Source organism: Micromonospora lacuserhaii (assembly GCF_036902735.1).
GTDB lineage: Bacteria > Actinomycetota > Actinomycetes > Mycobacteriales > Micromonosporaceae > Micromonospora.
In genome coordinates this window covers 155681-175429 of the sequence record NZ_JBAKHO010000004.1, presented here as the reverse complement: position 1 = coordinate 175429, position 19749 = coordinate 155681, and the positions used below count along the sequence as shown (strand labels likewise).

Sequence of the window (19749 nt, the reverse complement as noted above, 5' to 3'; positions counted from 1 at the left end):
CACGTTGGGCGCAGGCTGGAGGGTGGCCAAGTCGGTGTCCGATGCCCGGGAAACTGCCCGTAGAGTGGGCCGCCCACGATGTCGCCGAATGGCGGATGGGGGAGGCATGCTGCACCTGAGGATCATCGCTCCGTCCGACCAGTCGGCGGCGGTCGTCGACCTGCTGGCCGCGGATCCCGGGGTCACTCACCTGGCCGTGCTCAATGGAGCCGGCCGTCAGCCCGCGGGCGACCTGATCCTCTGCGACGTCGTGCGGGAGAGTGCGGACGGCGTGTTGCACGGACTCCGGCAGTTGGGGGTCGAGGCCCGCGGTGGGATCGCCGCCGACGATGTGGAGTTGACCCTGTCGACCGCCGCCGACCGGGCCGCCCGGGATGCTCCGGGCAGCGGCGCCGACGCGCTGGTCTGGGACGAGATCGCCGCCAAGACCGGTGAGCAGACCGAACTGTCCGGGACCTACTTGGTCCTGATCGTCGTCGCCACCATGATCGCCGGGATCGGCGTGCTCATCGACCAGCCCATCCTCATCGTCGGTGCGATGGTGGTCGGCCCCGAGTTCGGTCCGCTCGCCGCACTCTGCGTCGCGCTGCTTCGGCGAAAGGCGAAGATCATTCTGCGGTCGGTGCAGGCCATCGTGGGCGGGTTCCTGGTCGCCATGGTGGCCACGGTGCTGAGCACCTGGGCGCTCACCGCCGCCGGTCTCGTCCGTCGGGAGATGCTGCTCGCCGAGCGGCCCCTGACCGACTTCATCTGGCGGCCCGATGCGCTCTCCTGGGTGGTCGGCCTGCTGGCCGGGGTCGCCGGGATGCTCTCGCTCACCTCGAAGAAGTCCGGGTCACTCGTCGGGGTGCTGATCTCGGTCACCACCGTGCCCGCGGCCGCGAACGTCGCCGTCGCCGCCGCGTACGGGGTCTGGCACGAGGCCGCCGGGTCGGCGCTTCAGTTGGTCATCAACCTCTGCGCCATCGTCCTCGCCGGCCTCGTGACCCTGGCCCTGCAACAGCTGTGGTGGTGGAATGTGGCTCGCCGCGCCACCGGGCCGATCACCCCCAGGCGTCCCCGCCCTCCAGCCGACGATCCCGCAGCGGAAGGGATTCGCCATCCCGACCGCCCGCTCCGATGACCAGCGGCGGTTGCGGGCGCGGGGCGGCGCCGAGCAGCCGGGCCCGCAGGCTGGCCGCGACGGTCAGCAGGTAGAGCCGTCCGTCGGCGTCGACCGCGCCGCTCGCGATGCGCTGTCGCTCGCCCCTCCCGGAAGCCCGTACAGGGCCGTACACCGGTTCGACTGCTCGCATCGCTTTTAGCAGGTAATGTCCCGATCCATGGTGGATCAGGTGCATCCTGGCGAGATAGGTCGGTCGTCCCGACCGCCGTGGAATCCGCAGGGCGACGACACCGGTCGACGGCGACGTCGACGGTGGTTGTCGAGGAGCCGGTGGGTCCGGGCGGCCATCCTCGTCGCCGCCCTCGTGCTGCTGCTGGTGATCGGCGGCGGTGGGGTCGGCGGGTGGCTCTACGTGCGGTCACTGGAGAAGCAGGTCGAGAAGGTGGACGCCTTCAATGGGCTGCAGGACGAGCAGCGACCGGTCCGGGCCGCGGATTCCGCGCTCAATTTCCTCATCGTCGGCAAGGATCAGTCCGAGCCGGGCGACACCGTCTCGCGTACCGACACCATCATGCTGGTCCACGTGCCGCACAGCCGGGACCGGGCGCAGCTCATCTCGATCCCGCGAGACACCTGGACCACTATCCCGGCCTCTCCGCCGGAGGGCGGCGGCGGTCCGACCAAGGCCAAGATCAACGCGGCCTATGCCTGGGGTGGGACGCCGCTGCTGGTCCGGACGATCGAGAGGTTCACCGGCGTGCGTATCGATCACGTCGTCCTGCTGAACTTCGCCGGCTTCGGCAAGGTCATCGACGCGCTGGGCGGCGTGGACGTCACCGTGGATCGTCCCTTCACCTCGACTGTGCCCCCCGGAAGGGTCTTTCAGCCCGGCGTGCACCGGATGGACAGCACGGTCGCCTTGGAGTACGCCCGGGAGCGCAAGCAGTTCGCCGACGGGGACTACAGCCGGATGCGTCACCAGCAGGCCCTCCTCGCCGCCGTGATGCGGGAGGCCAGCCGCAAGGGCGTGCTCACCAGCCCCGGCCAGCTCAACGACTTCCTCCAAGCGACGGCCGGCGCCGTGCAGGTGGACCAGGGGCTGTCGGTCTTCGACACGATCTGGGACCTGCGGCAGGTCGATGCCGACAACGTGACCATGATGATCAGCCCCACAACTGGCGTGGGGATGGTCGGCGACCAGAGCGTGATCTTCCCGGACATGCCCGCCTCGGCGAAGCTCTTCGCGGCGGTGAAGAACGACACCATGGACGAGTGGCTGAGGGAGAACCCGCAGCAGGGGAAGGCACCCAACTGACGAGAACCGGTCCCTCTCGGGCGACGGCCCCGGGTGCCACGGCGGTGGTCCCGGGGCCGTCGAACGTCATCCCGTTGGACGCTGGCCGGCCGGAACGTGTCAGGCCAGCCCGGCCCGGCGCAGGGCGTCGGCCAGCGCGCCGCTGGCCGGGGGCGGCGTGACTCCGCCGCGACCCTGACGCTGGGCACCCCGGGCTCCGCCGCGGTCGCCCCGACCACGGTCCGCGCCGCCCCGGCCGGTGCCGCCGTCGCGGCCGCCGCCGCGCTCGCTTAGCCCGCCGTCGGACGCTGGCCGTCCAGGCCCCGACGGCGTCTCGCCGTCCAGCCGCAGGGTCAGCGAGATCCGCTTGCGCGGCACGTCGACGTCGAGCACCTTGACCCGGACCACGTCGCCGGACTTCACCACGTCCCGCGGATCCTTGACGAAGGTGTTCGACATGGCGGACACGTGCACCAGGCCGTCCTGGTGCACGCCGACGTCGACGAACGCGCCGAACGCGGCCACGTTGGTCACCACGCCCTCCAGTACCATCCCCGGTGTCAGGTCGCCGATCTTCTCCACCCCCTCGACGAAGGTGGCGGTACGGAACTCCGGTCGCGGGTCCCGGCCGGGCTTCTCCAGTTCGGCGAGGATGTCGGTGACGGTGGGCAGGCCGAACGTGTCGTCAACGAAGTCGGTCGCCCGCAGGCCGCGCAGGATGGTCGACTTCCCGATCAACGAGCGCAGATCCTGCCCGGTGCTGGCCAGGATCCGGCGCACCACCGGGTACGACTCGGGGTGGACGCTGGAGGAGTCGAGCGGGTCGGCGCCGCCGGGGATGCGCAGGAAGCCGGCGCACTGCTCGAACGCCTTCGGGCCGAGCCGGGCCACCTTCTTCAGCTCCGACCGGGAGCGGAACGGGCCGTTGGCGTCCCGGTGCAGCACGATGTTCTCGGCCAGCCCGGCGCCGATCCCGGAGACCCGGGTGAGCAGGGGAGCGGACGCGGTGTTGACGTCGACGCCGACCGCGTTGACGCAGTCCTCGACCACCGCGTCGAGCGAGCGGGAGAGCTTCACCTCGGACAGGTCGTGCTGGTACTGCCCGACGCCGATCGAGCGCGGGTCGATCTTGACCAGCTCGGCGAGCGGGTCCTGGAGCCGGCGGGCGATGGAGACCGCGCCGCGCAGCGACACGTCCAGCCCGGGCAGCTCCTGGGAGGCGTACGCGGAGGCGGAGTAGACCGACGCGCCAGCCTCGGAGACCACCACCTTGGTCAGGTTGAGCTGCGGGTGCCGCTTGATCAGCTCGCCGGCGAGCTTGTCGGTCTCCCGGCTGGCGGTGCCGTTGCCGATCGCGATCAGCTCCACCCCGTGCGCCCCGGCGAGCTTTGCCAGGGTCTCGATCGAGGCGTCCCACTGCCGGCGCGGCTCGTGCGGGTAGATGGTGTCGGTGGCGACCACCTTGCCGGTGGCGTCCACCACGGCCACCTTCACGCCGGTACGCAGGCCCGGGTCGAGGCCCATCGTGGGTCGGGTGCCGGCCGGCGCGGCGAGCAGCAGGTCGCGCAGGTTCATGGCGAAGACCCGGACGGCCTCCTCCTCGGCCGCCTGCCAGAGCCGCATCCGCAGGTCCGCCCCGAGGTGGATGAGGATCCGGGTACGCCACGCCCAGCGCACCGTGTCGGTCAGCCACCGGTCGGCGGGCCGCCCCTGGTCGCTGACGCCGAACCGGCCGGCGATGGCCGCCTCGTACCGGGTCGGGCCGGTGACCGTGGCGTCGGAGTCGCCGTCGGCCTCCGGATCCATGGTCAGGTCGAGCACGCCCTCCTTCTCGCCCCGGAACATGGCCAGGATCCGGTGTGAGGGGAGCTTCGGGAACGGCTCGGCGAAGTCGAAGTAGTCGGCGAACTTGGCGCCGGCGGCCTCCTGGCCGTCGCGTACCCGGGAGACCAGCCGGCCCCGCGACCACATCTGCTCGCGCAGCGTGCCGATCAGGTCGGCGTCCTCGGCGAAGCGCTCGATGAGGATGGCCCGGGCGCCCTCCAGCGCGGCGGCGGCGTCGGCCACCCCCCGGTCGGCGTCGACGTAGCCGGCGGCGACCGCCTTCGGGTCCTGCGTCGGGTCGGCGAGCAGGGTTTCCGCCAGCGGCGCCAACCCGGCCTCGCGGGCGATCTGCGCCCGGGTCCGCCGCTTCGGCTTGTACGGCAGGTAGATGTCCTCCAGCCGGGACTTCGAGTCGGCGGCCATGATCTGCGCTTCCAGGGCCTCGTCGAGCTTGCCCTGGCCGCGGATGGACTCCAGCACCGCGGCCCGCCGCTCGTCCAGCTCGCGCAGGTAGCGCAGCCGCTCCTCCAGCGTGCGCAGCTGTGCGTCGTCGAGCAGGCCGGTGGCCTCCTTGCGGTAGCGGGCGATGAACGGCACGGTGGCGCCGCCGTCGAGCAGCTCCACGGCCGCCCGCACCTGACGTTCCGCGACGCCGAGCTCGTCGGCGATCCGCTGATGAACAGACTGGGTCACGATCTTGATCCGCCTTCGCTGTGGGTTCCGTGCTGCATTCTGCCGGCCGCCCCCGACGCCGCTCGCCACACCCGCCCGACGCGCCTGCGCTAGCGTGGCGATCATGGAACAAGCTGCGGATCCGCGGGCGCGCCGGCTCTTCGGCGGCAGCGCCCGGGCGCTCGGCGACCTGGCCGCCAGCCCGTTCCGGGCCGACCGGGACCGGATCGTGTCCTCGCCGTTCTTCTCCCGGCTGAACGGCGTCACCCAGGTGATCAGCCCGGGCGGCTCCGGCCTGCTGGTGCACAACCGGCTGACCCACAGCCTGAAGGTCGCCCAGGTGGCCCGGGCGATCGCCGAGCGACTCACCGCCGACGACCGGCACCGGGGCCTGCTGGAGAAGCTCGGTGGCTGCGACCCGGACGTGGTGGAGGCCGCCGCGCTCGCCCACGACCTGGGTCACCCGCCCTTCGGGCACCTGGGGGAGCGGGTGCTGGACCGGCTGGCCCGGCAGCGGCTCGGGCTGGCCGACGGGTTCGAGGGCAACGCGCAGTCGTACCGGATCGTCACCAGCACCGAGATCCGGGGCGCCGCCACCACCGGGCTCGACCTGACCGCCGCGGTCCGCGCGGCGATGCTGAAGTACCCGTGGACCCGGCTGGACCACCCGGACCCGCACCCGCGTCACCTCTCCCCGGCCCCCCGGGGCGCCGCCGCCCCGCCCGACGACCTGGAGAGCGGCTCGCTGAAGTTCGGCGCGTACCGCACGGAGCTGGCCGACCTGCGTCAGGCGCGGGAGCCGTTCGCCGGCCGGATCGCCGAGTGGCAGCAGACCGTCGAGGCGTCGGTGATGGACACCGCCGACGACATCGCGTACGCCATCCACGACGTGGAGGACTTCTACCGGGTCGGCGTGCTCCAGCAGGGGGCGGTGGCCGCCGAGCTGATGGCCTGGCAGCGCGAGGGCGGGCACCTGCGGGCGATCACCGACGGGGCCCTGGCCGGCGCGGCCCGCCGTCCCGGCTCGGCGATCGAACGGCTCCGCCGCCAGCTGCACCGCAAGGACGCCTGGATCGCCGACGACGAGGCGTTCGCCGCCGCCGTCGAGCACGTCCGGCAGGAGCTGGTGGAGGGGCTGCTGGCGCTGCCCTTCGACGGCTCGATCGAGGCCGAGCAGTACGTGGCCCGCTTCTCCGCCCGCTGGACCACCCGGTTCGTCGACGCGATCACCGTGGTCGGCGAGCCGGACGTGCGCTCCGGGCACGTGCTGCTGGGCCGGGCCCAGTGGCACGAGGTGCAGGTGCTCAAGTTCGTCCACCACCGCTTCGTGCTGGCCCGCCCGGACCTGGCCCTGCACCAGCGCGGCCAGGCCCGGCTGCTGGGCACCCTGATCGAGGCGCTCTGGGAGTGGCTGCTCGACCCGGAGGAGGAATCCCGGCTGCCCCGGCGGCTGCACGACCTGGTGGAGCTGGCCGAGGCGGAGCTGCACCCGCGTACCCCGGACCGGGTCGGCAAGGCCCGGGGGCGGGCGATCGTCGACTTCGTCGCGCAGCTCACCGACGGTCAGGCGGTGGCGATGCTGGACGCCCTCTCCGGCCGCTCCGGCGCCCTCTGGACCGACGCCTTCGTGCTCTGACCGGGCCCGCCGGCGCGGGCCGGCGGTGCCCGGTCACCGCCGGGTCAGGCGACCGCCTGCCACCAGCCGTCCACCGGCGGCGGGTCGTCCACCACGACACGCTCGCCCGGCCGGGGCACCGCGAGCCGCACGTCGCGGGCCTTGGCCTCGGCCCAGAGCCGGTCCACCGGCTCGGACCAGTCGTGCAGGGCCAGGTTGAACGTGGCCCAGTGCACCGGGATGAACAGTCCGCCGCGCAGGTCGAGGTGGGCGGAGACCGCCTCCTCGGGGAACATGTGGATGCCCGGCCAGGCCCGGTCGTACGCGCCGATCTGCATCAGCGTCACGTCGAAGGGGCCGTGCGCGGCGCCGATCTCGGCGTACCCGTCGAAGTAGCCCGAGTCGCCGGTGTAGAAGACCTTCCGGTGCGCCCCGGCCACCACCCAGGAGCTCCAGAGCGTGCCGTCGCGGCGCAGGCCCCGGCCGGAGAAGTGCTGGGCGGCGGTGGCGGTGATCTCCAGCCCGCCGACCCGGTGGCTCTCCGACCAGTCCAGCTCGATGATCCGCTCCGCCGGCACGCCCCACCGGTCGAGGTGGACGCCGACGCCCAGCGGCACCAGGAACGGCGCGGACTGCCCGGCGACCAGCGCCCGCACGGTGGCCATGTCGAGGTGGTCGTAGTGGTCGTGGGAGATGAGGATCGCGTCGACGGGCGGCAGCTCGTCGACGCGGACGGGCGGTTCGTGCAGCCGCTTCGGGCCGACCGCCGCCGACGGGGAGCAGCGGTCGCTCCACACCGGGTCGACCAGCACCCGGTGCCCCTCGATCTCGATCAGGGACGAGGCGTGGCCGTACCAGATGATGCCCAGTTCGCGTTCGGCGTCGCTCTGCGGCGCGGGCGCGGGGCGCAGCAGCGGCACCGGGGCGGTGGGGCGCCGGCGCTGCTTGCCGAAGAGCAGCTCCCAGACCAGGTTCCGGCCCGGCTCGCCGGACATGGTCCGGGTGGCCGTCCGGTTGTGGAAGGTCCCGTCGCGGAACTGGGGGGAGCGCGCCGCCCGCTCCGCCCGGGCGCCGGTCAGCCGGCCGCCCAGCTGCGCCGGGACGTCCCGGGCCGTCCAGGCCAGGCCGGCCATCGCGGCCAGCCCGGCCATCCGCCACAGCCGGCCGCCGACCGCCCGCTCGAGTTCCCGTTCCGCTGGTTCCCGCATCTTCGCCCCTCCGCCGTGTCCCGCAGTACACGGTAGTCACCGTGTCGCCCCCGTGCCGGGCCGAGTCCGGCCCCGGGCACCCCGAGCGGCCGGGATGCCGGGTGGTCAGCGCAGCCGGCGCAGCACCGCCGCCCCGGCGGAGACGGCCGTCCCACCGATCGCCCAGGCGGCCCGGGGCAGGTCGGGCAGCCAGCCGCCGCGCACCGCCTCGCCCGCCGGGTTCGGGGTGAAGACCACGCCCTCGTTCGGGGGCACCGGGTGGTTCGTCAGCCCGCCGATCCGCATCAGCGGCCCGACGAGCACGTCGTACACCGCGGGGAAGGCGGTGAAGCCGACCCGCATGACCATGTTGAGCCGGCCCACCGAGACCTCCCGGCGGGGCCGGTCGGCGCAGTGCGCGATGGCCCGGGCGACCCGCTCCGGGGTGGTGATCGGCAGCGGCGGCCGGCCCGTCCGGCCCACGTAGTTGGCGGCCTGCTGGTAGACCGGGGTGTCCACGCTGCCCGGGGTGACCAGGCAGACGTTCACCCCGGACAGGTCGCGGGACTCCTGCTGCAACGCCCGGGTCAGGCCCTGCAACCCCCACTTGCTGGTCACGTAGCCGCTCATGTACGGCGCGGTGATGTGCCCGAGCACCGACCCGGTGAGGACCAGCGTCCCGCCGCCGGCGGCCTTGAACTGCCGCAGAGCCACCCGAGCGGCCCCGGCGGCGCCCAGCAGGTCGGTGCGGACCACCCGCTCGAAGACCTCCTCCGGGATCTCCTCGAAGCGCCCGTACGCCATCACCGCGGCGGTGTGCACCCAGACGTCGATCCGGCCGTACCGCTCGATCGCCGCCGCGGCCAGCGCGTCGAGCGCTCCCGGCTCCGTGACGTCGGTCGGCACGTCGTACGCCTCGGCGCACTCCCGGCGTACCTGCGCCAGGGTGGTCGGAGAGCGGGCGGCGAGGACCAGCCGGTCCCCGCGCCCGGCGAACTCGCGTGCGGCCGCCCGGCCGATGCCACTGGTCGCCCCGGTGATCACCACTACCCGACTCACGGTGCGAGCACGACCTTCACGCAGCCGTCCTCCTTCTTCTGGAACATCTCGTACGCCTTCGGCGCCTCGGTCAGCGGCACCCGGTGGGTGCGCAGGTCCTCCACGCCCAGCGGGTCGTCGTCGCCGGCGAGCAGCGGCATGATCTCGTCGGTCCAGCGGCGCACGTGGCACTGGCCCATCCGCAGTTGGATGCCCCGGTCGAACATCTCCATCAGCGGCATCGGGTCGACCTCGCCGCCGTACACGCCGGAGATGGAGACGGTGCCGCCGCGGCGGACCGCCTTGAGCGCGGCCTTGAGCACCACCAGCCGGTCCACGCCGACCTTGTCGGTCATCGTCCGGGCCAGCTTGTCGGGGAGCAGCCCGGCGGCGGTCTGGGCGAGCTTGCCCGAGGTGGAGCCGTGCGCCTCCATGCCGACCGCGTCGATCACCGCGTCCGGGCCGCGCCCGTCGACCAGGTCGATCAGCGCGCCGGGGACGTCGTCGAGCTCGGTGACGTCGAGCGTCTCGATGCCGTGCCGGCGGGCCATCTCCAGCCGCTCCGGCACCAGGTCCAGGCCGATCACCCGGCCGGCGCCGAGGTGCCGGCCGATCCGGGCGCAGAACTGCCCGACCGGGCCGAGCCCGAAGACCGCCAGGGTGCCGCCGGGCGGGGTGTCGGCGTACTTCACCGCCTGCCAGGCGGTCGGGAGGATGTCGCTGAGGTAGAGGTAGCGCTCGTCCGCGCCGGTCTCCGGGATCTTGATCGGGCCGAACTGGGCCTGCGGGACCCGCAGGTACTCGGCCTGCCCGCCGGGGACCGAGCCGTAGAGCGAGGTGTAGCCGAACAGCGATGCGCCCTTGCCCTCGGCGGTCACCTGGGTGGTCTCACACTGCGCGTAGAGCTGCCGCTCGCACATCCAGCAGTGGCCACAGGCGATGTTGAACGGCACCACCACCCGGTCGCCCGGCTTGAGCCGGGTCACCCCCGAGCCGACCTCCTCGACGATGCCCATCGGCTCGTGGCCGAGGATGTCGCCGGGCTTCAGGAAGGGCCCGAGCACCTCGTAGAGGTGCAGGTCGGAGCCGCAGATGGCGGTCGAGGTGATCCGGACGACGGCGTCGGTCGGCTCCTCGATCCGGGGATCGGGTACCTCGTCCACGCGTACGTCACGCTTGCCGTGCCAGGTCAGTGCCTTCATGCCGGTGTTCCCCTCTCGGTGCCGTCCATGGGGCTGCTACCCGGGCGGGGTGACTTGAACCGACAGCGGCGGCTCCCGGCCGTGGCGGTCCCCACGCCGCCCGGCGAGCACGTCTGCGCGTACCCCTGGAAAGAGGTCGACCGCCGCACCCCGGGTGGGGTACGGCGGTCGGTGAGCCGGAGGCCGGGCGGACCCGCCGGTGGCGTCAGGAGCCCGGAGTGTTCCCGCGCGTGGTGGTCGCCTTGAGGTAGTCCCGGTTGAGCCGGCCGATGGTGTTCAGCGGGATGCCCTTCGGGCAGACCGCGGTGCACTCACCGGCGTTGGTGCAGCCGCCGAAGCCGGCCTCGTCGTGCGCGTCGACCATGCCGATCACCCGGGTGTAGCGCTCCGGCTGGCCCTGCGGCAGCAGCGAGAGCTGGGTGATCTTGGCGGCGGTGAAGAGCATGCCGGAGCCGTTCGGGCAGGCCGCCACGCAGGCGCCGCAGCCGATGCAGGCGGCCGACTCGAAGGCGGCGTCCGCGTCGGCCTTCGGCACCGGGGTGGCGTGCGCCTCGGGAGCGCTACCGGTCGGCGCGGTGACGTACCCACCGGCGGCGATGATCTTGTCGAAGGCGCCCCGGTTGACCACCAGGTCCTTGACGACCGGGAAGGCCCGGGCCCGCCACGGCTCGATGTCGATCGTCTCGCCGTCGGAGAACTGCCGCATGTGCAGCTGGCAGGCGGTGGTCCCGCGCTGCGGGCCGTGCGCGTTGCCGTTGATCACCATGCCGCAGGCGCCACAGATGCCCTCACGGCAGTCGTGGTCGAACGCCACCGGCTCGTCCCCGTTGAGGATGAGGCGCTCGTTGAGCACGTCGAGCATCTCTAGGAACGACATGTCCGGGGAGACGTCCTCGACCTGGTAGGTCACCATCCGACCCTTGTCGTTGGGGCCGGTCTGGCGCCAGATGCGCAGGGTCAGGTTCACTTGTAGCTCCGCTGCGTGGGGTGGACGTATTCGAAGACCAGGTCTTCCTTGTGCAGCACGGACGGCGTGCCACTGCCGGTGTACTCCCAGGCCGCGACGTAGCTGAACCGCTCGTCGTCGCGCTGCGCCTCACCGTCGGGGGTCTGGTGCTCGGCCCGGAAGTGACCGCCGCAGGACTCCTCCCGGTGCAGGGCGTCGATGCACATCAGCTCCGCCAGCTCGAAGAAGTCGGCCACCCGGCCGGCCTTCTCCAGCGACTGGTTGAGGCCCTCGCCGTCGCCCGGCACCTTGACCCGCTTCCAGAACTCGTCGCGCAGCGCCCGGATCTCGTCGATCGCCTTGCGCAGCCCGGCCTCGCTGCGCTCCATGCCGCAGTGCTCCCACATGATCTGGCCGAGCTCGCGGTGGAACGAGTCCACGGTCCGGTCGCCGTCGACGGCGAGCAGCCGGGAGATCCGGTCCTCGACGTCACGGCGGGCCGCGACCGCCTCCGGGTGGCTCGCCTCGACCTTGTCCAGCGGGCCGGAGGCGAGGTAGTTGGCGATGGTGTTCGGCAGCACGAAGTAGCCGTCCGCGAGGCCCTGCATCAGCGCCGAGGCGCCGAGCCGGTTGGCGCCGTGGTCGGAGAAGTTCGCCTCACCGATCACGAACAGGCCCGGGATGGTGGACTGCAGGTCGTAGTCGACCCAGAGGCCGCCCATCGTGTAGTGCACGGCCGGGTAGATCCGCATCGGGACCTCGTACGGGTCCTCGCCGGTGATCCGCTCGTACATCTCGAAGAGGTTGCCGTACTTGGCCTCGATGGCCTTGCGGCCGAGCCGGTTGATCGCGTCGGCGAAGTCCAGGTAGACGCCGAGCTTGGTCGGCCCGACGCCCCGGCCCTCGTCGCAGACGTTCTTCGCCGCGCGGGAGGCGATGTCCCGGGGGACCAGGTTGCCGAAGGAGGGGTAGATCCGCTCCAGGTAGTAGTCCCGCTCGTCCTCGGGGATGTCCTTGGGGCTGCGGTCGTCGCCCTTGGCCTTCGGCACCCAGACCCGGCCGTCGTTGCGCAGCGACTCGCTCATCAGGGTCAGCTTCGACTGGTGGTCGCCGGAGACCGGGATGCAGGTCGGGTGGATCTGCGTGTAGCAGGGGTTGGCGAAGTACGCGCCCTTGCGGTGCGCCCGCCAGGACGCGGTGACGTTGCAGCCCTTGGCGTTGGTGGAGAGGTAGAAGACGTTGCCGTAGCCGCCGGAGGCCAGCACCACCGCGTCGGCCATCTCGGTGGTGATCTCACCGGTGATGAGGTCGCGCACCACGATGCCGCGGGCCTTGCCGTCGACGATGACCAGCTCCAGCATCTCGTGCCGGGTGTTCATCTCCACGTTGCCCAGGCCGATCTGCCGCTCCAGCGCCTGGTACGCGCCGAGCAGCAGCTGCTGGCCCGTCTGGCCCCGGGCGTAGAAGGTGCGCTGCACCTGGGCGCCGCCGAAGGAGCGGGTGTCCAGCAGGCCGCCGTACTCGCGGGCGAAGGGCACGCCCTGGGCCACGCACTGGTCGATGATGTTGACCGACACCTCGGCCAGCCGGTGCACGTTCGACTCCCGGGAGCGGAAGTCGCCGCCCTTGACGGTGTCGTAGAAGAGCCGGTGCACCGAGTCGCCGTCGTTGCGGTAGTTCTTGGCGGCGTTGATGCCACCCTGCGCGGCGATCGAGTGCGCCCGCCGGGGGCTGTCCTGGTAGCAGTAGCTCCTGACCCGGTAGCCCTGCTCGGCCAGGGTGGCCGCGGCCGAGCCACCGGCCAGGCCGGTGCCCACCACGATCACCGTCATCTTCCGGCGGTTGGCCGGGTTCACCAGCTTGGCCTCGAAGCGACGGGTCTCCCAGCGCTTGTCGATCGGGCCCTCGGGAGCCTTGGTGTCGGCGATCGGGTCGCCCTCGGTGTAGAGATCCATGGTCAGGACACCAATCCGGTGAGTACGGCGAACGGGACCACCAGGTAGCCGACGGTCAGCCCGACGGCGAAGACCAGGGCTGCGGCGCGGGCCCGGCGCTCGCCCCTCGGGGTCTGCTGGCCCAGGCTGCGGAACGCGCTGAAGGCGCCGTGCCGCAGATGGAAGCCGAGCGCGATCACCGCGAGGGCGTAGAAGAGGGTCACGTACCAGCGTTCCGGGGCGAAGTCGGCCACCACGTTGGCCTGCGGTCGGGTCGGGTCGCCGACCGGGTTCAGGTGACCGGTGGTCAGGTCCAGGATGTGATAGATCACGAAGAGCCCGATGATCACCCCACCCCAGCGCATCGTGCGCGCGGCGTAGCTGCCCTGGACCTTCGTGCGGTGGGCGTACTTGACCGGTCGGGCGGCCCGCGAGCGTCGCGCCAGCACGGTGGCGGCGACGATGTGGGCGACCAGCGCGATCAGCAGCACCCCACGCTGGATCCACAGGTACCAGCCGGCGGCCAGCAGCGGCGTGCCCAGGTCGCGCAGCCAGTGCGCGTAGTGGTTGAAGGCCTCGGCGCCCGTGAAGATCTTCAGGTTGCCGAGCATGTGCGCGATGAGGAAGAGCACCAGGAGGATGCCCGTCACCGCCATGACGGCCTTCAGGCCGACGTTCGAGCGGATGGGCGACCGAGTTTTCGTGATTACCACCTGACCGACGCTAGGAGCACTTCGATCAGGCGTCCAATGCATCGACTTCGCAGTCTTGATAGCCATAAGCTATGTAGATGCAGCTCCATCAGCTCAAGTACTTCGTGGCGGTCGCAGAAGTACGACATTTCACCCAAGCCGCCGACCTCGTCGGCATCACCCAGCCCTCGCTGAGTAAGCAAATTCACGCCCTGGAGGCCGACCTCGGGGCCCCGCTGTTCGAACGGGTAAGGGGCAACATCACCCTCACCGCCGCGGGCGACGTACTGCTGCCGTTGGCGAAGCGGATCCTGGCCGACGTCGAGACCGCCACCCGCGAGGTGCAGGAGCTGGTCGGGCTGCGCCGGGGCCGGGTCCGGCTCGGCGCCACCCCCAGCCTCGCCACCTCGCTCGCCCCGCCGGTGCTGCGCCGGTTCCGCGACGCCCACCCCACCGTCGACCTGCGGGTGGAGGAGGGCGGCTCGCAGGACCTCGTCCGCGACCTGCTCCGCGGCGACCTCGACCTGGCCCTGATCATCATGCCGGCGCAGGGCGCCGACCCGGGGCTCCGCGTCGACCCCATCCTGCGGGAGAGCCTGGTGGTCGCCTCGGTGGAGCCGCTGCCCGCTGCGGCGGACAGCGGGGAGCTGCGCATCACCGACCTGCGCGGCCAGCCCCTGGTGATGTTCCGCGAGGGCTACGACCTGCGCGACGCCACCATCCAGGCCTGCCGGGACGCCGGCTTCGAACCCACCTTCTCGGTCGACGGCGGGGAGATGGACGCCGTGCTGAGCTTCGTCGAGGCGGGCCTGGGCATCGCCCTGGTCCCCGGCATCGTGGTCGCCCGCCGGGCCGGCGTCCGGGTCACCCGGCTCGCCCCGCCCGGCGTCCGGCGGACCATCGCGGTGGCGCGCCGCCGCGACGTGGTGCCCACCCACGCCGGCCGGGAGCTGCGCCGGATCCTGCTGGAGTACGTCCACGACGCCACCGCCACCGACAACCTGCCGCCCGGCGTCGACCCGCTCCCCTAGCCCCACCCACTCCCCGCGATCTTGCACTTCCGGCCCCGGCAAAGGGTGTGAATGCCGCGAATCGAGGGCACAAAGTGCAAGATCGCGGGGCGGGGGCGGGGCGGGGGGGGGGTTACCAGCGGCGTGATGCGCGCCAGTCGTCGGCCGTTGCCAATGCCCGCTTGTTGGCCTCGCGGTCGGCGCGGCGCTCCTCCCGGTGCTGGAAGCCCCGGTACAGCTTGTACCCGGCGTAAAACGGCACGAAGAACGCGGGGATGAAGACCACCCCGCGGCCCGCGCCGGTGGCGATGAGGTGCCACGCGTTGCCGGCCGCGCAGACGGCGAAGAACGCGGCGAGCACCCGGTCGACCACGGAGGTGGTGGCGAACGACGTCACGGCGACACCGAGCAGCGCCACCGCACTCGCCACGAGAACCACGATGTAGAGGAGGATGACCATGGACACGCTGCACCCCAGGGATCGAAGCCGGCCCTCCGATGACCGGAGGCGCAGACGATAACGAAGTGACGGCACCCGCGCTGCCCCGTAGGAGTGCTCAGCGGCTCAGCGTCCCTCGGCGTCGTCCATCGCCCGGTAGATCCGCTGCTCCGACACCGGGTACGGGGTGCCCAGCGCCTGGGCGAAGACGTTCACCCGCAGCTCCTCGATCATCCAGCGGATCTGCCGGACCGCCGCGGACTGCCGTCGGCTCGGCGGCAGCGCGGCCAGCAGGTCGGCGTACTCCTTCTGCACCACCGCGACCCGGTCCTGCTGGGACTTGTCCCGCTGCGGGTTGCCGGGCAGCCGGTCCAGCCGCCGCTCGATCGCGGTCAGGTAGCGCAGCAGGTCCGGCAGGCGGGCGTACCCGGCCTCGGTGACGAAACCCGGGTGCACCAGCCCGGCGAGCTGGTTGCGGATGTCCGCCAGCGCGGCCACCACGGCCAGGTTGCGGGTGGCGCCGAGCCGCTGCTCCACCGCGTACGCCGCGGCGAGCACCCGGCGGACCCGGTCCATCACCTCGACCACGGTGTCGACCAGGTCGGCGCGGACCCGGTCGCGTAGCGCGGCGAAGCCCTCGGCGTCCCACGCCGGGCCGCCCGCCTCACCGATCAGCTTGTCGATCGCGGCACCCGCGGCGTCCTCGATGAGGGCCTGCACGCTGCCGTGCGGGTTGCGGCTCAGCGCCAGCTTCGCCTCGTTGGAGAGTCGCCCCTGCAGGAACTTCGCCGGCGACGGCACGGTCAGCCGGAGCAGCCGCCGGGTGCCGGCCCAGTGCGCGGCGGCCTGCTCGGCCTCCGAGTCGAAGACCTTCACCCCGACCGTCGAGCCCTCGTCGACCAGCGCCGGGTACGCGGTCACCGCGTACCCCGCGCGGACCTGCTCGATGGTGCGCGGCAGGGTGCCGATGCTCCACTCGCCCAGCCCGGTGCGGGCCACGTCCGGCGCGGCGGCCGCGACGACCTGGCGCACCTCCTGGCGGAGCTGGCGTTGCAGGGCCGTCAGGTCCTTGCCCTCGGCGACCGGCTTGTTCTCCTCGTCCAGCACCCGGAAGCCGACCCGCAGGTGCGCCGGGAGCCGGGCGGTGTCCCAGGCGTCGCGGGGGACGGTCACCCCGGTCATCCGGCGCAGCTCGCGGGTGAGCGCGTCGAGCAGCGGCTCCTCGCCGGGGGTGATCGCGGCGAGCGCGGCCCGGGCGTAGTCGGGCACCGGCACGAAGTTGCGCCGGATCGCCTTGGGCAGCGACCGGATCAGCGCGATGACCAGCTCCTCGCGCAGCCCCGGCACCTGCCAGTCGAAGCTCTCCGCCGGCACCTGGTTGAGCAGCGGCAGCGGGATGTCCACCGTGACGCCGTCGCTCGGCGCGGTCGGGTCGAAGGTGTACGTCAGCGGCAGGGCCACCCCGTCGGCCCGCCACTCGTCCGGGTAGTCGGCCTCGTCCACCCCGCCGCGACCGGAGTTGACCAGCAGCTCCCGGGTGAAGGTGAGCAGCTCCGGGTTCTCCCGGCGGGCCTTCTTCCACCAGGAGTCGAAGTGCCGGCCGGAGACCACGTCGGCGGGGATCCGCTGGTCGTAGAAGCTGAAGATCGTCTCGTCGTCGACCAGGATGTCCCGGCGGCGGGCCCGGTTCTCCAACTCCTCGATCTCGGTGAGGAGCTTCTGGTTGTCCCGCCAGAACTGGTGATGGGTCTGCCAGTCGCCCTCGACCAGCGCGTGCCGGATGAACAGCTCCCGGCTCAGCGCCGGGTCGATCCGGCCGAAGTTGACCTTGCGGGAGGTGACCAGCGGGATGCCGTACAGGGTGACCTTCTCGTAGGCCATCACCGCGGCCTGCTTCTTCTCCCAGTGCGGCTCGCTGTAGCTGCGTTTGACCAGGTGCTGGGCCAGCGGTTCCACCCACTCCGGCTCGACCCGCCCGGCCACCCGGCCCCAGAGCCGGGAGGTCTCCACCAGCTCGGCGGCCATCACCCAGCGCGGCGGCTTCTTGAACAGCGCCGAACCGGGGAAGATCACGAACTTCGCGCCCCGGGCACCCAGGTACTCGTGCTTCTGGGCGTCCTTGAGCCCGATGTGCGACAGCAGGCCCGGCAGCAGCGACTGGTGCACCTTCGGGGTGTCGATCTCCTCCGGCAGATCCGCGGCCGGACCGCGCCGGCCGCCGTCCGCCGGGGCCTCCGCCGCGCCGCGCCGGCCGCGCCGCCCGTCGCCCTGGTCGGGGGTACGCAGCACCTGGCGCAGCTGGCTGACGATGTCCTGCCACTCCCGCACCCGCAGGTAGTTCAGGTACTCCGCCTTGCACATCCGGCGGAACGCGCTGGACGACAGCTCCCGCTGCTGCTCCCGCAGGTAGCGCCAGAGGTTGAGGAAGGCGACGAAGTCCGATTCCTTGTCGGCGAACCGGCCGTGCGCCTGATCGGCCTGGGCCTGCTTCTCCGCCGGCCGCTCCCGCGGGTCCTGGATCGACAGCGCGGCGGCGATCACCACCACCTCGGTGGCGCAGCCGTTGCGCTCGCCCTCCAGCACCATCCGGGCCAGCCGTGGGTCGACCGGGAGCTGGGCCAGCCGCCGGCCCAGCGCGGTGAGCCGCTTCGCCGGGTCGGCCTCGGCCGGGTCGAGCGCGCCCAGCTCGTGCAGCAGGTTCACGCCGTCGGCGACGTTGCGCCGGTCCGGCGGGTCGATGAACGGGAACGCGGCGACGTCGCCGAGCCCGATCGAGGTCATCTGGAGGATGACCGAGGCGAGGTTGGTGCGCAGGATCTCCGGGTCGGTGAACTCCGGGCGGGAGAGGAAGTCCGGCTCGTCGTAGAGGCGGATGCAGATGCCGTCCGAGGTGCGACCGCAGCGCCCCTTGCGCTGGTTGGCCGAGGCCTGGGAGACCGGCTCGATCGGCAGCCGCTGCACCTTGAGCCGGCTGGAGTAGCGCGAGATCCGGGCGGTGCCCGGGTCCACCACGTACTTGATGCCGGGGACGGTCAGCGAGGTCTCCGCGACGTTGGTGGCGAGCACCACCCGGCGCGCGGCGTGCGGGGCGAAGACCCGGTGCTGCTCGGCGGAGGAGAGCCGGGCGTACAGCGGCAGGATCTCGGTGCCGAGCAGCGACCGTCTCTTCTCCACCAGCTTGCCCAGCGCGTCGGCGGTGTCCCGGATCTCCCGCTCACCGCTGAGGAAGACCAGGATGTCGCCGGGGCCCTCGGCGGCCAGCTCCTCGACCGCGTCGCCGATGGCCTGGATCTGGTCGCGGACGTTCTCCTCGTCGTCGCCGGAGTCCTCGTCGGCCTCGCTCACCTCGACCAGTGGCCGGTACCGCACCTCGACCGGGTAGGTCCGCCCGGAGACCTCGACCACCGGCGCCGGCTTCCCCTCGCTGTCGGCGAAGTGCTTCGCGAACCGGTCGGTCTCGATGGTCGCCGAGGTGATGATCACCTTGAGGTCGGGGCGGCGGGGGAGGAGTTGCCTCAGGTAGCCGAGGATGAAGTCGATGTTGAGGCTGCGCTCGTGCGCCTCGTCGATGATCAACGTGTCGTACTGGCGGAGCATCCGGTCGTTCTGCAGCTCGGCCAGCAGGATGCCGTCGGTCATCAGCTTGACCAGGCTCCGGTCACCGACCTGGTCGGTGAAGCGGACCTTGTAGCCCACCACGTCACCCAGCTCGGTGCCGAGCTCCTCCGCGATCCGGTCGGCCACCGTCCGGGCCGCCAACCGCCGGGGCTGGGTGTGCCCGATCAGGCCGCTGATGCCGCGCCCCAGCTCCAGGCAGATCTTCGGTAGCTGGGTGGTCTTGCCGGAGCCGGTCTCGCCGGCCACGATCACCACCTGGTGGTCGCGGATCGCGGCGGCGATGTCGTCCCGGCGCTCGCTGACCGGCAGCTGGGCCGGATAAGTGATCACCGGCACGGCGGCACGCCGGTCGGCCAGCCGGGCCTCGGCCCGGGCCACGTCCGCGGCGATCTCGGCCAACGCCTCGTCGCGCCGCTGCGGGTCCTTCAGCCGGCGTACCCCGTCCAGCCGTCGTTGCAGGCGGCGCTGGTCGCGGTACATCAGGAGGTCGAGGCGGCGGTGCAGCTCACGGGCGGTGACGGCGTCGGCGGGTACGGCTGGATTCTGCATGTCGTCGCCAAGGATAGGCAGCCCGCCGCCGGACCGCCCGCGGGTTACCGCCCGCCCCCAGGCCACACCCCGGGTCGCTGGCTGGGGAACCGGGGGCTCGGCCGCTAGGCTGGCCGCCGAACGACACGATCTCCGGGGGGCCGACATGACGATGCGGGACGTCGACCGCGCGCTGGTGCAGGCCGCCACGGCCGTCGCCAAGCTGCGCTGCCGCAGCGAGAACCACACCGTCGCGGCGGCCGCCCGGACCGCCGACGGCCGGATCTTCACCGGGGTGAACGCCTACCACTTCACCGGCGGCCCCTGCGCCGAGCTGGTCACCATCGGCGTGGCCGCCACCCAGGGCGCGGGCACGCTGGAGACCATCGTGGCGGTGGGCGACCGGGGGCGCGGGGTGATCCCGCCCTGCGGTCGGTGCCGCCAGGTGCTGCTGGACTACTTCCCGTCGATCCGGGTGATCGTCGGCACGGCCGACGAGCTGCGGGCGGTCGGAGTGCGGGAGCTGTTGCCGGACACCTACGTCTGGGCCGACCACCAGGTCGAGCCGGCGCTGACCGTCCGGACCGGGCAGTGGCCGATGCCGACGGTGCCGGGCAGCCGCCCCGCGTCGGAGGACTGACCCGG

Annotated in this window: 14 protein-coding genes and 1 pseudogene; 5 read left to right on the top strand and 10 right to left on the bottom strand. The window is 72.3% G+C overall.

All coding sequences use genetic code 11. From position 1 onward, the window contains the following. Positions 1-106: 106 nt before the first annotated feature. Positions 107-1123 (top strand): DUF389 domain-containing protein, encoded by a 1017-nt coding sequence (locus V6U81_RS04560; RefSeq protein WP_334484733.1) that lies wholly within the window; start codon positions 107-109, stop codon positions 1121-1123. On the opposite strand, the pseudogene V6U81_RS04555 reads toward V6U81_RS04560, so the two are convergent. Further along, a pseudogene (locus tag V6U81_RS04555) lies at positions 1044-1235 on the bottom strand (hypothetical protein); the annotation flags it as partial. The gene V6U81_RS04560 and the pseudogene V6U81_RS04555 overlap by 80 nt on opposite strands. A gap of 186 nt (positions 1236-1421) precedes the next feature. Here V6U81_RS04555 and V6U81_RS04550 point away from each other — a divergent pair. Beyond that, a complete protein-coding gene (locus V6U81_RS04550) occupies positions 1422-2420 on the top strand; it encodes an LCP family protein (RefSeq protein ID WP_334484731.1) in 999 nt (332 codons plus the stop codon). A 99-nt stretch (positions 2421-2519) separates the two neighbouring features. Here the strand turns inward: V6U81_RS04550 and V6U81_RS04545 are convergent, their stop codons facing one another. Next, the gene (locus tag V6U81_RS04545; RefSeq protein ID WP_334484729.1) at positions 2520-4916 is read right to left on the bottom strand and encodes a Tex family protein; all 2397 of its coding nucleotides are present in this window, start codon (positions 4914-4916) and stop codon (positions 2520-2522) included. A 103-nt stretch (positions 4917-5019) separates the two neighbouring features. Between V6U81_RS04545 and V6U81_RS04540 the strand changes: the two genes are divergently transcribed. Continuing rightward, positions 5020-6531: a deoxyguanosinetriphosphate triphosphohydrolase family protein gene (locus V6U81_RS04540; RefSeq protein ID WP_334484727.1), complete on the top strand. Its 1512-nt coding sequence runs from the start codon at positions 5020-5022 to the stop codon at positions 6529-6531. A 44-nt stretch (positions 6532-6575) separates the two neighbouring features. Here V6U81_RS04540 and V6U81_RS04535 read toward each other — a convergent pair whose 3' ends face one another. From V6U81_RS04535 to V6U81_RS04510, 6 genes are all read right to left on the bottom strand, one after another. Then, positions 6576-7718 carry an MBL fold metallo-hydrolase gene (locus tag V6U81_RS04535; protein ID WP_334484725.1) on the bottom strand — a complete coding sequence of 381 codons (1143 nt, stop codon included), beginning with the start codon at positions 7716-7718 and terminating at the stop codon, positions 6576-6578. Positions 7719-7823: 105 nt separating this feature from the next. Then, positions 7824-8756, bottom strand: a complete 933-nt coding sequence (locus V6U81_RS04530) for an SDR family NAD(P)-dependent oxidoreductase (RefSeq protein ID WP_334484723.1) — start codon at positions 8754-8756, stop codon at positions 7824-7826. Beyond that, on the bottom strand, positions 8753-9937 hold the full coding sequence (locus V6U81_RS04525; protein WP_334484722.1) for a zinc-dependent alcohol dehydrogenase: 1185 nt from the start codon (positions 9935-9937) through the stop codon (positions 8753-8755). Before V6U81_RS04525 ends, V6U81_RS04530 begins: the two co-directional genes overlap by 4 nt. A gap of 205 nt (positions 9938-10142) precedes the next feature. After that, positions 10143-10904, bottom strand: coding sequence for a succinate dehydrogenase/fumarate reductase iron-sulfur subunit (locus V6U81_RS04520; RefSeq protein ID WP_334484721.1), 762 nt, complete (start codon positions 10902-10904; stop codon positions 10143-10145). Then, positions 10901-12838, bottom strand: coding sequence for a fumarate reductase/succinate dehydrogenase flavoprotein subunit (locus V6U81_RS04515; protein WP_334484720.1), 1938 nt, complete (start codon positions 12836-12838; stop codon positions 10901-10903). Before V6U81_RS04515 ends, V6U81_RS04520 begins: the two co-directional genes overlap by 4 nt. A 2-nt stretch (positions 12839-12840) precedes the next feature. Continuing rightward, a complete protein-coding gene (locus V6U81_RS04510; protein ID WP_420883967.1) occupies positions 12841-13572 on the bottom strand; it encodes a succinate dehydrogenase cytochrome b subunit in 732 nt (243 codons plus the stop codon). Positions 13573-13607: 35 nt separating this feature from the next. Here V6U81_RS04510 and V6U81_RS04505 point away from each other — a divergent pair, with 35 nt between their 5' ends. Next, positions 13608-14540, top strand: coding sequence for a LysR family transcriptional regulator (locus V6U81_RS04505; RefSeq protein WP_334484718.1), 933 nt, complete (start codon positions 13608-13610; stop codon positions 14538-14540). Between the two features lie 112 nt (positions 14541-14652). Here V6U81_RS04505 and V6U81_RS04500 read toward each other — a convergent pair whose 3' ends face one another. Both V6U81_RS04500 and hrpA read right to left on the bottom strand, forming a co-directional pair. After that, positions 14653-14985, bottom strand: coding sequence for a hypothetical protein (locus V6U81_RS04500; RefSeq protein ID WP_334484716.1), 333 nt, complete (start codon positions 14983-14985; stop codon positions 14653-14655). 99 nt (positions 14986-15084) lie between these two features. Then, positions 15085-19125 carry an ATP-dependent RNA helicase HrpA gene (hrpA, locus tag V6U81_RS04495; protein WP_334484714.1) on the bottom strand — a complete coding sequence of 1347 codons (4041 nt, stop codon included), beginning with the start codon at positions 19123-19125 and terminating at the stop codon, positions 15085-15087. A 145-nt stretch (positions 19126-19270) separates the two neighbouring features. On the opposite strand from hrpA, the gene V6U81_RS04490 reads away from it, so the two are divergent. Then, positions 19271-19744 (top strand): cytidine deaminase family protein, encoded by a 474-nt coding sequence (locus V6U81_RS04490; protein ID WP_334484712.1) that lies wholly within the window; start codon positions 19271-19273, stop codon positions 19742-19744. Positions 19745-19749: the final 5 nt, after the last annotated feature.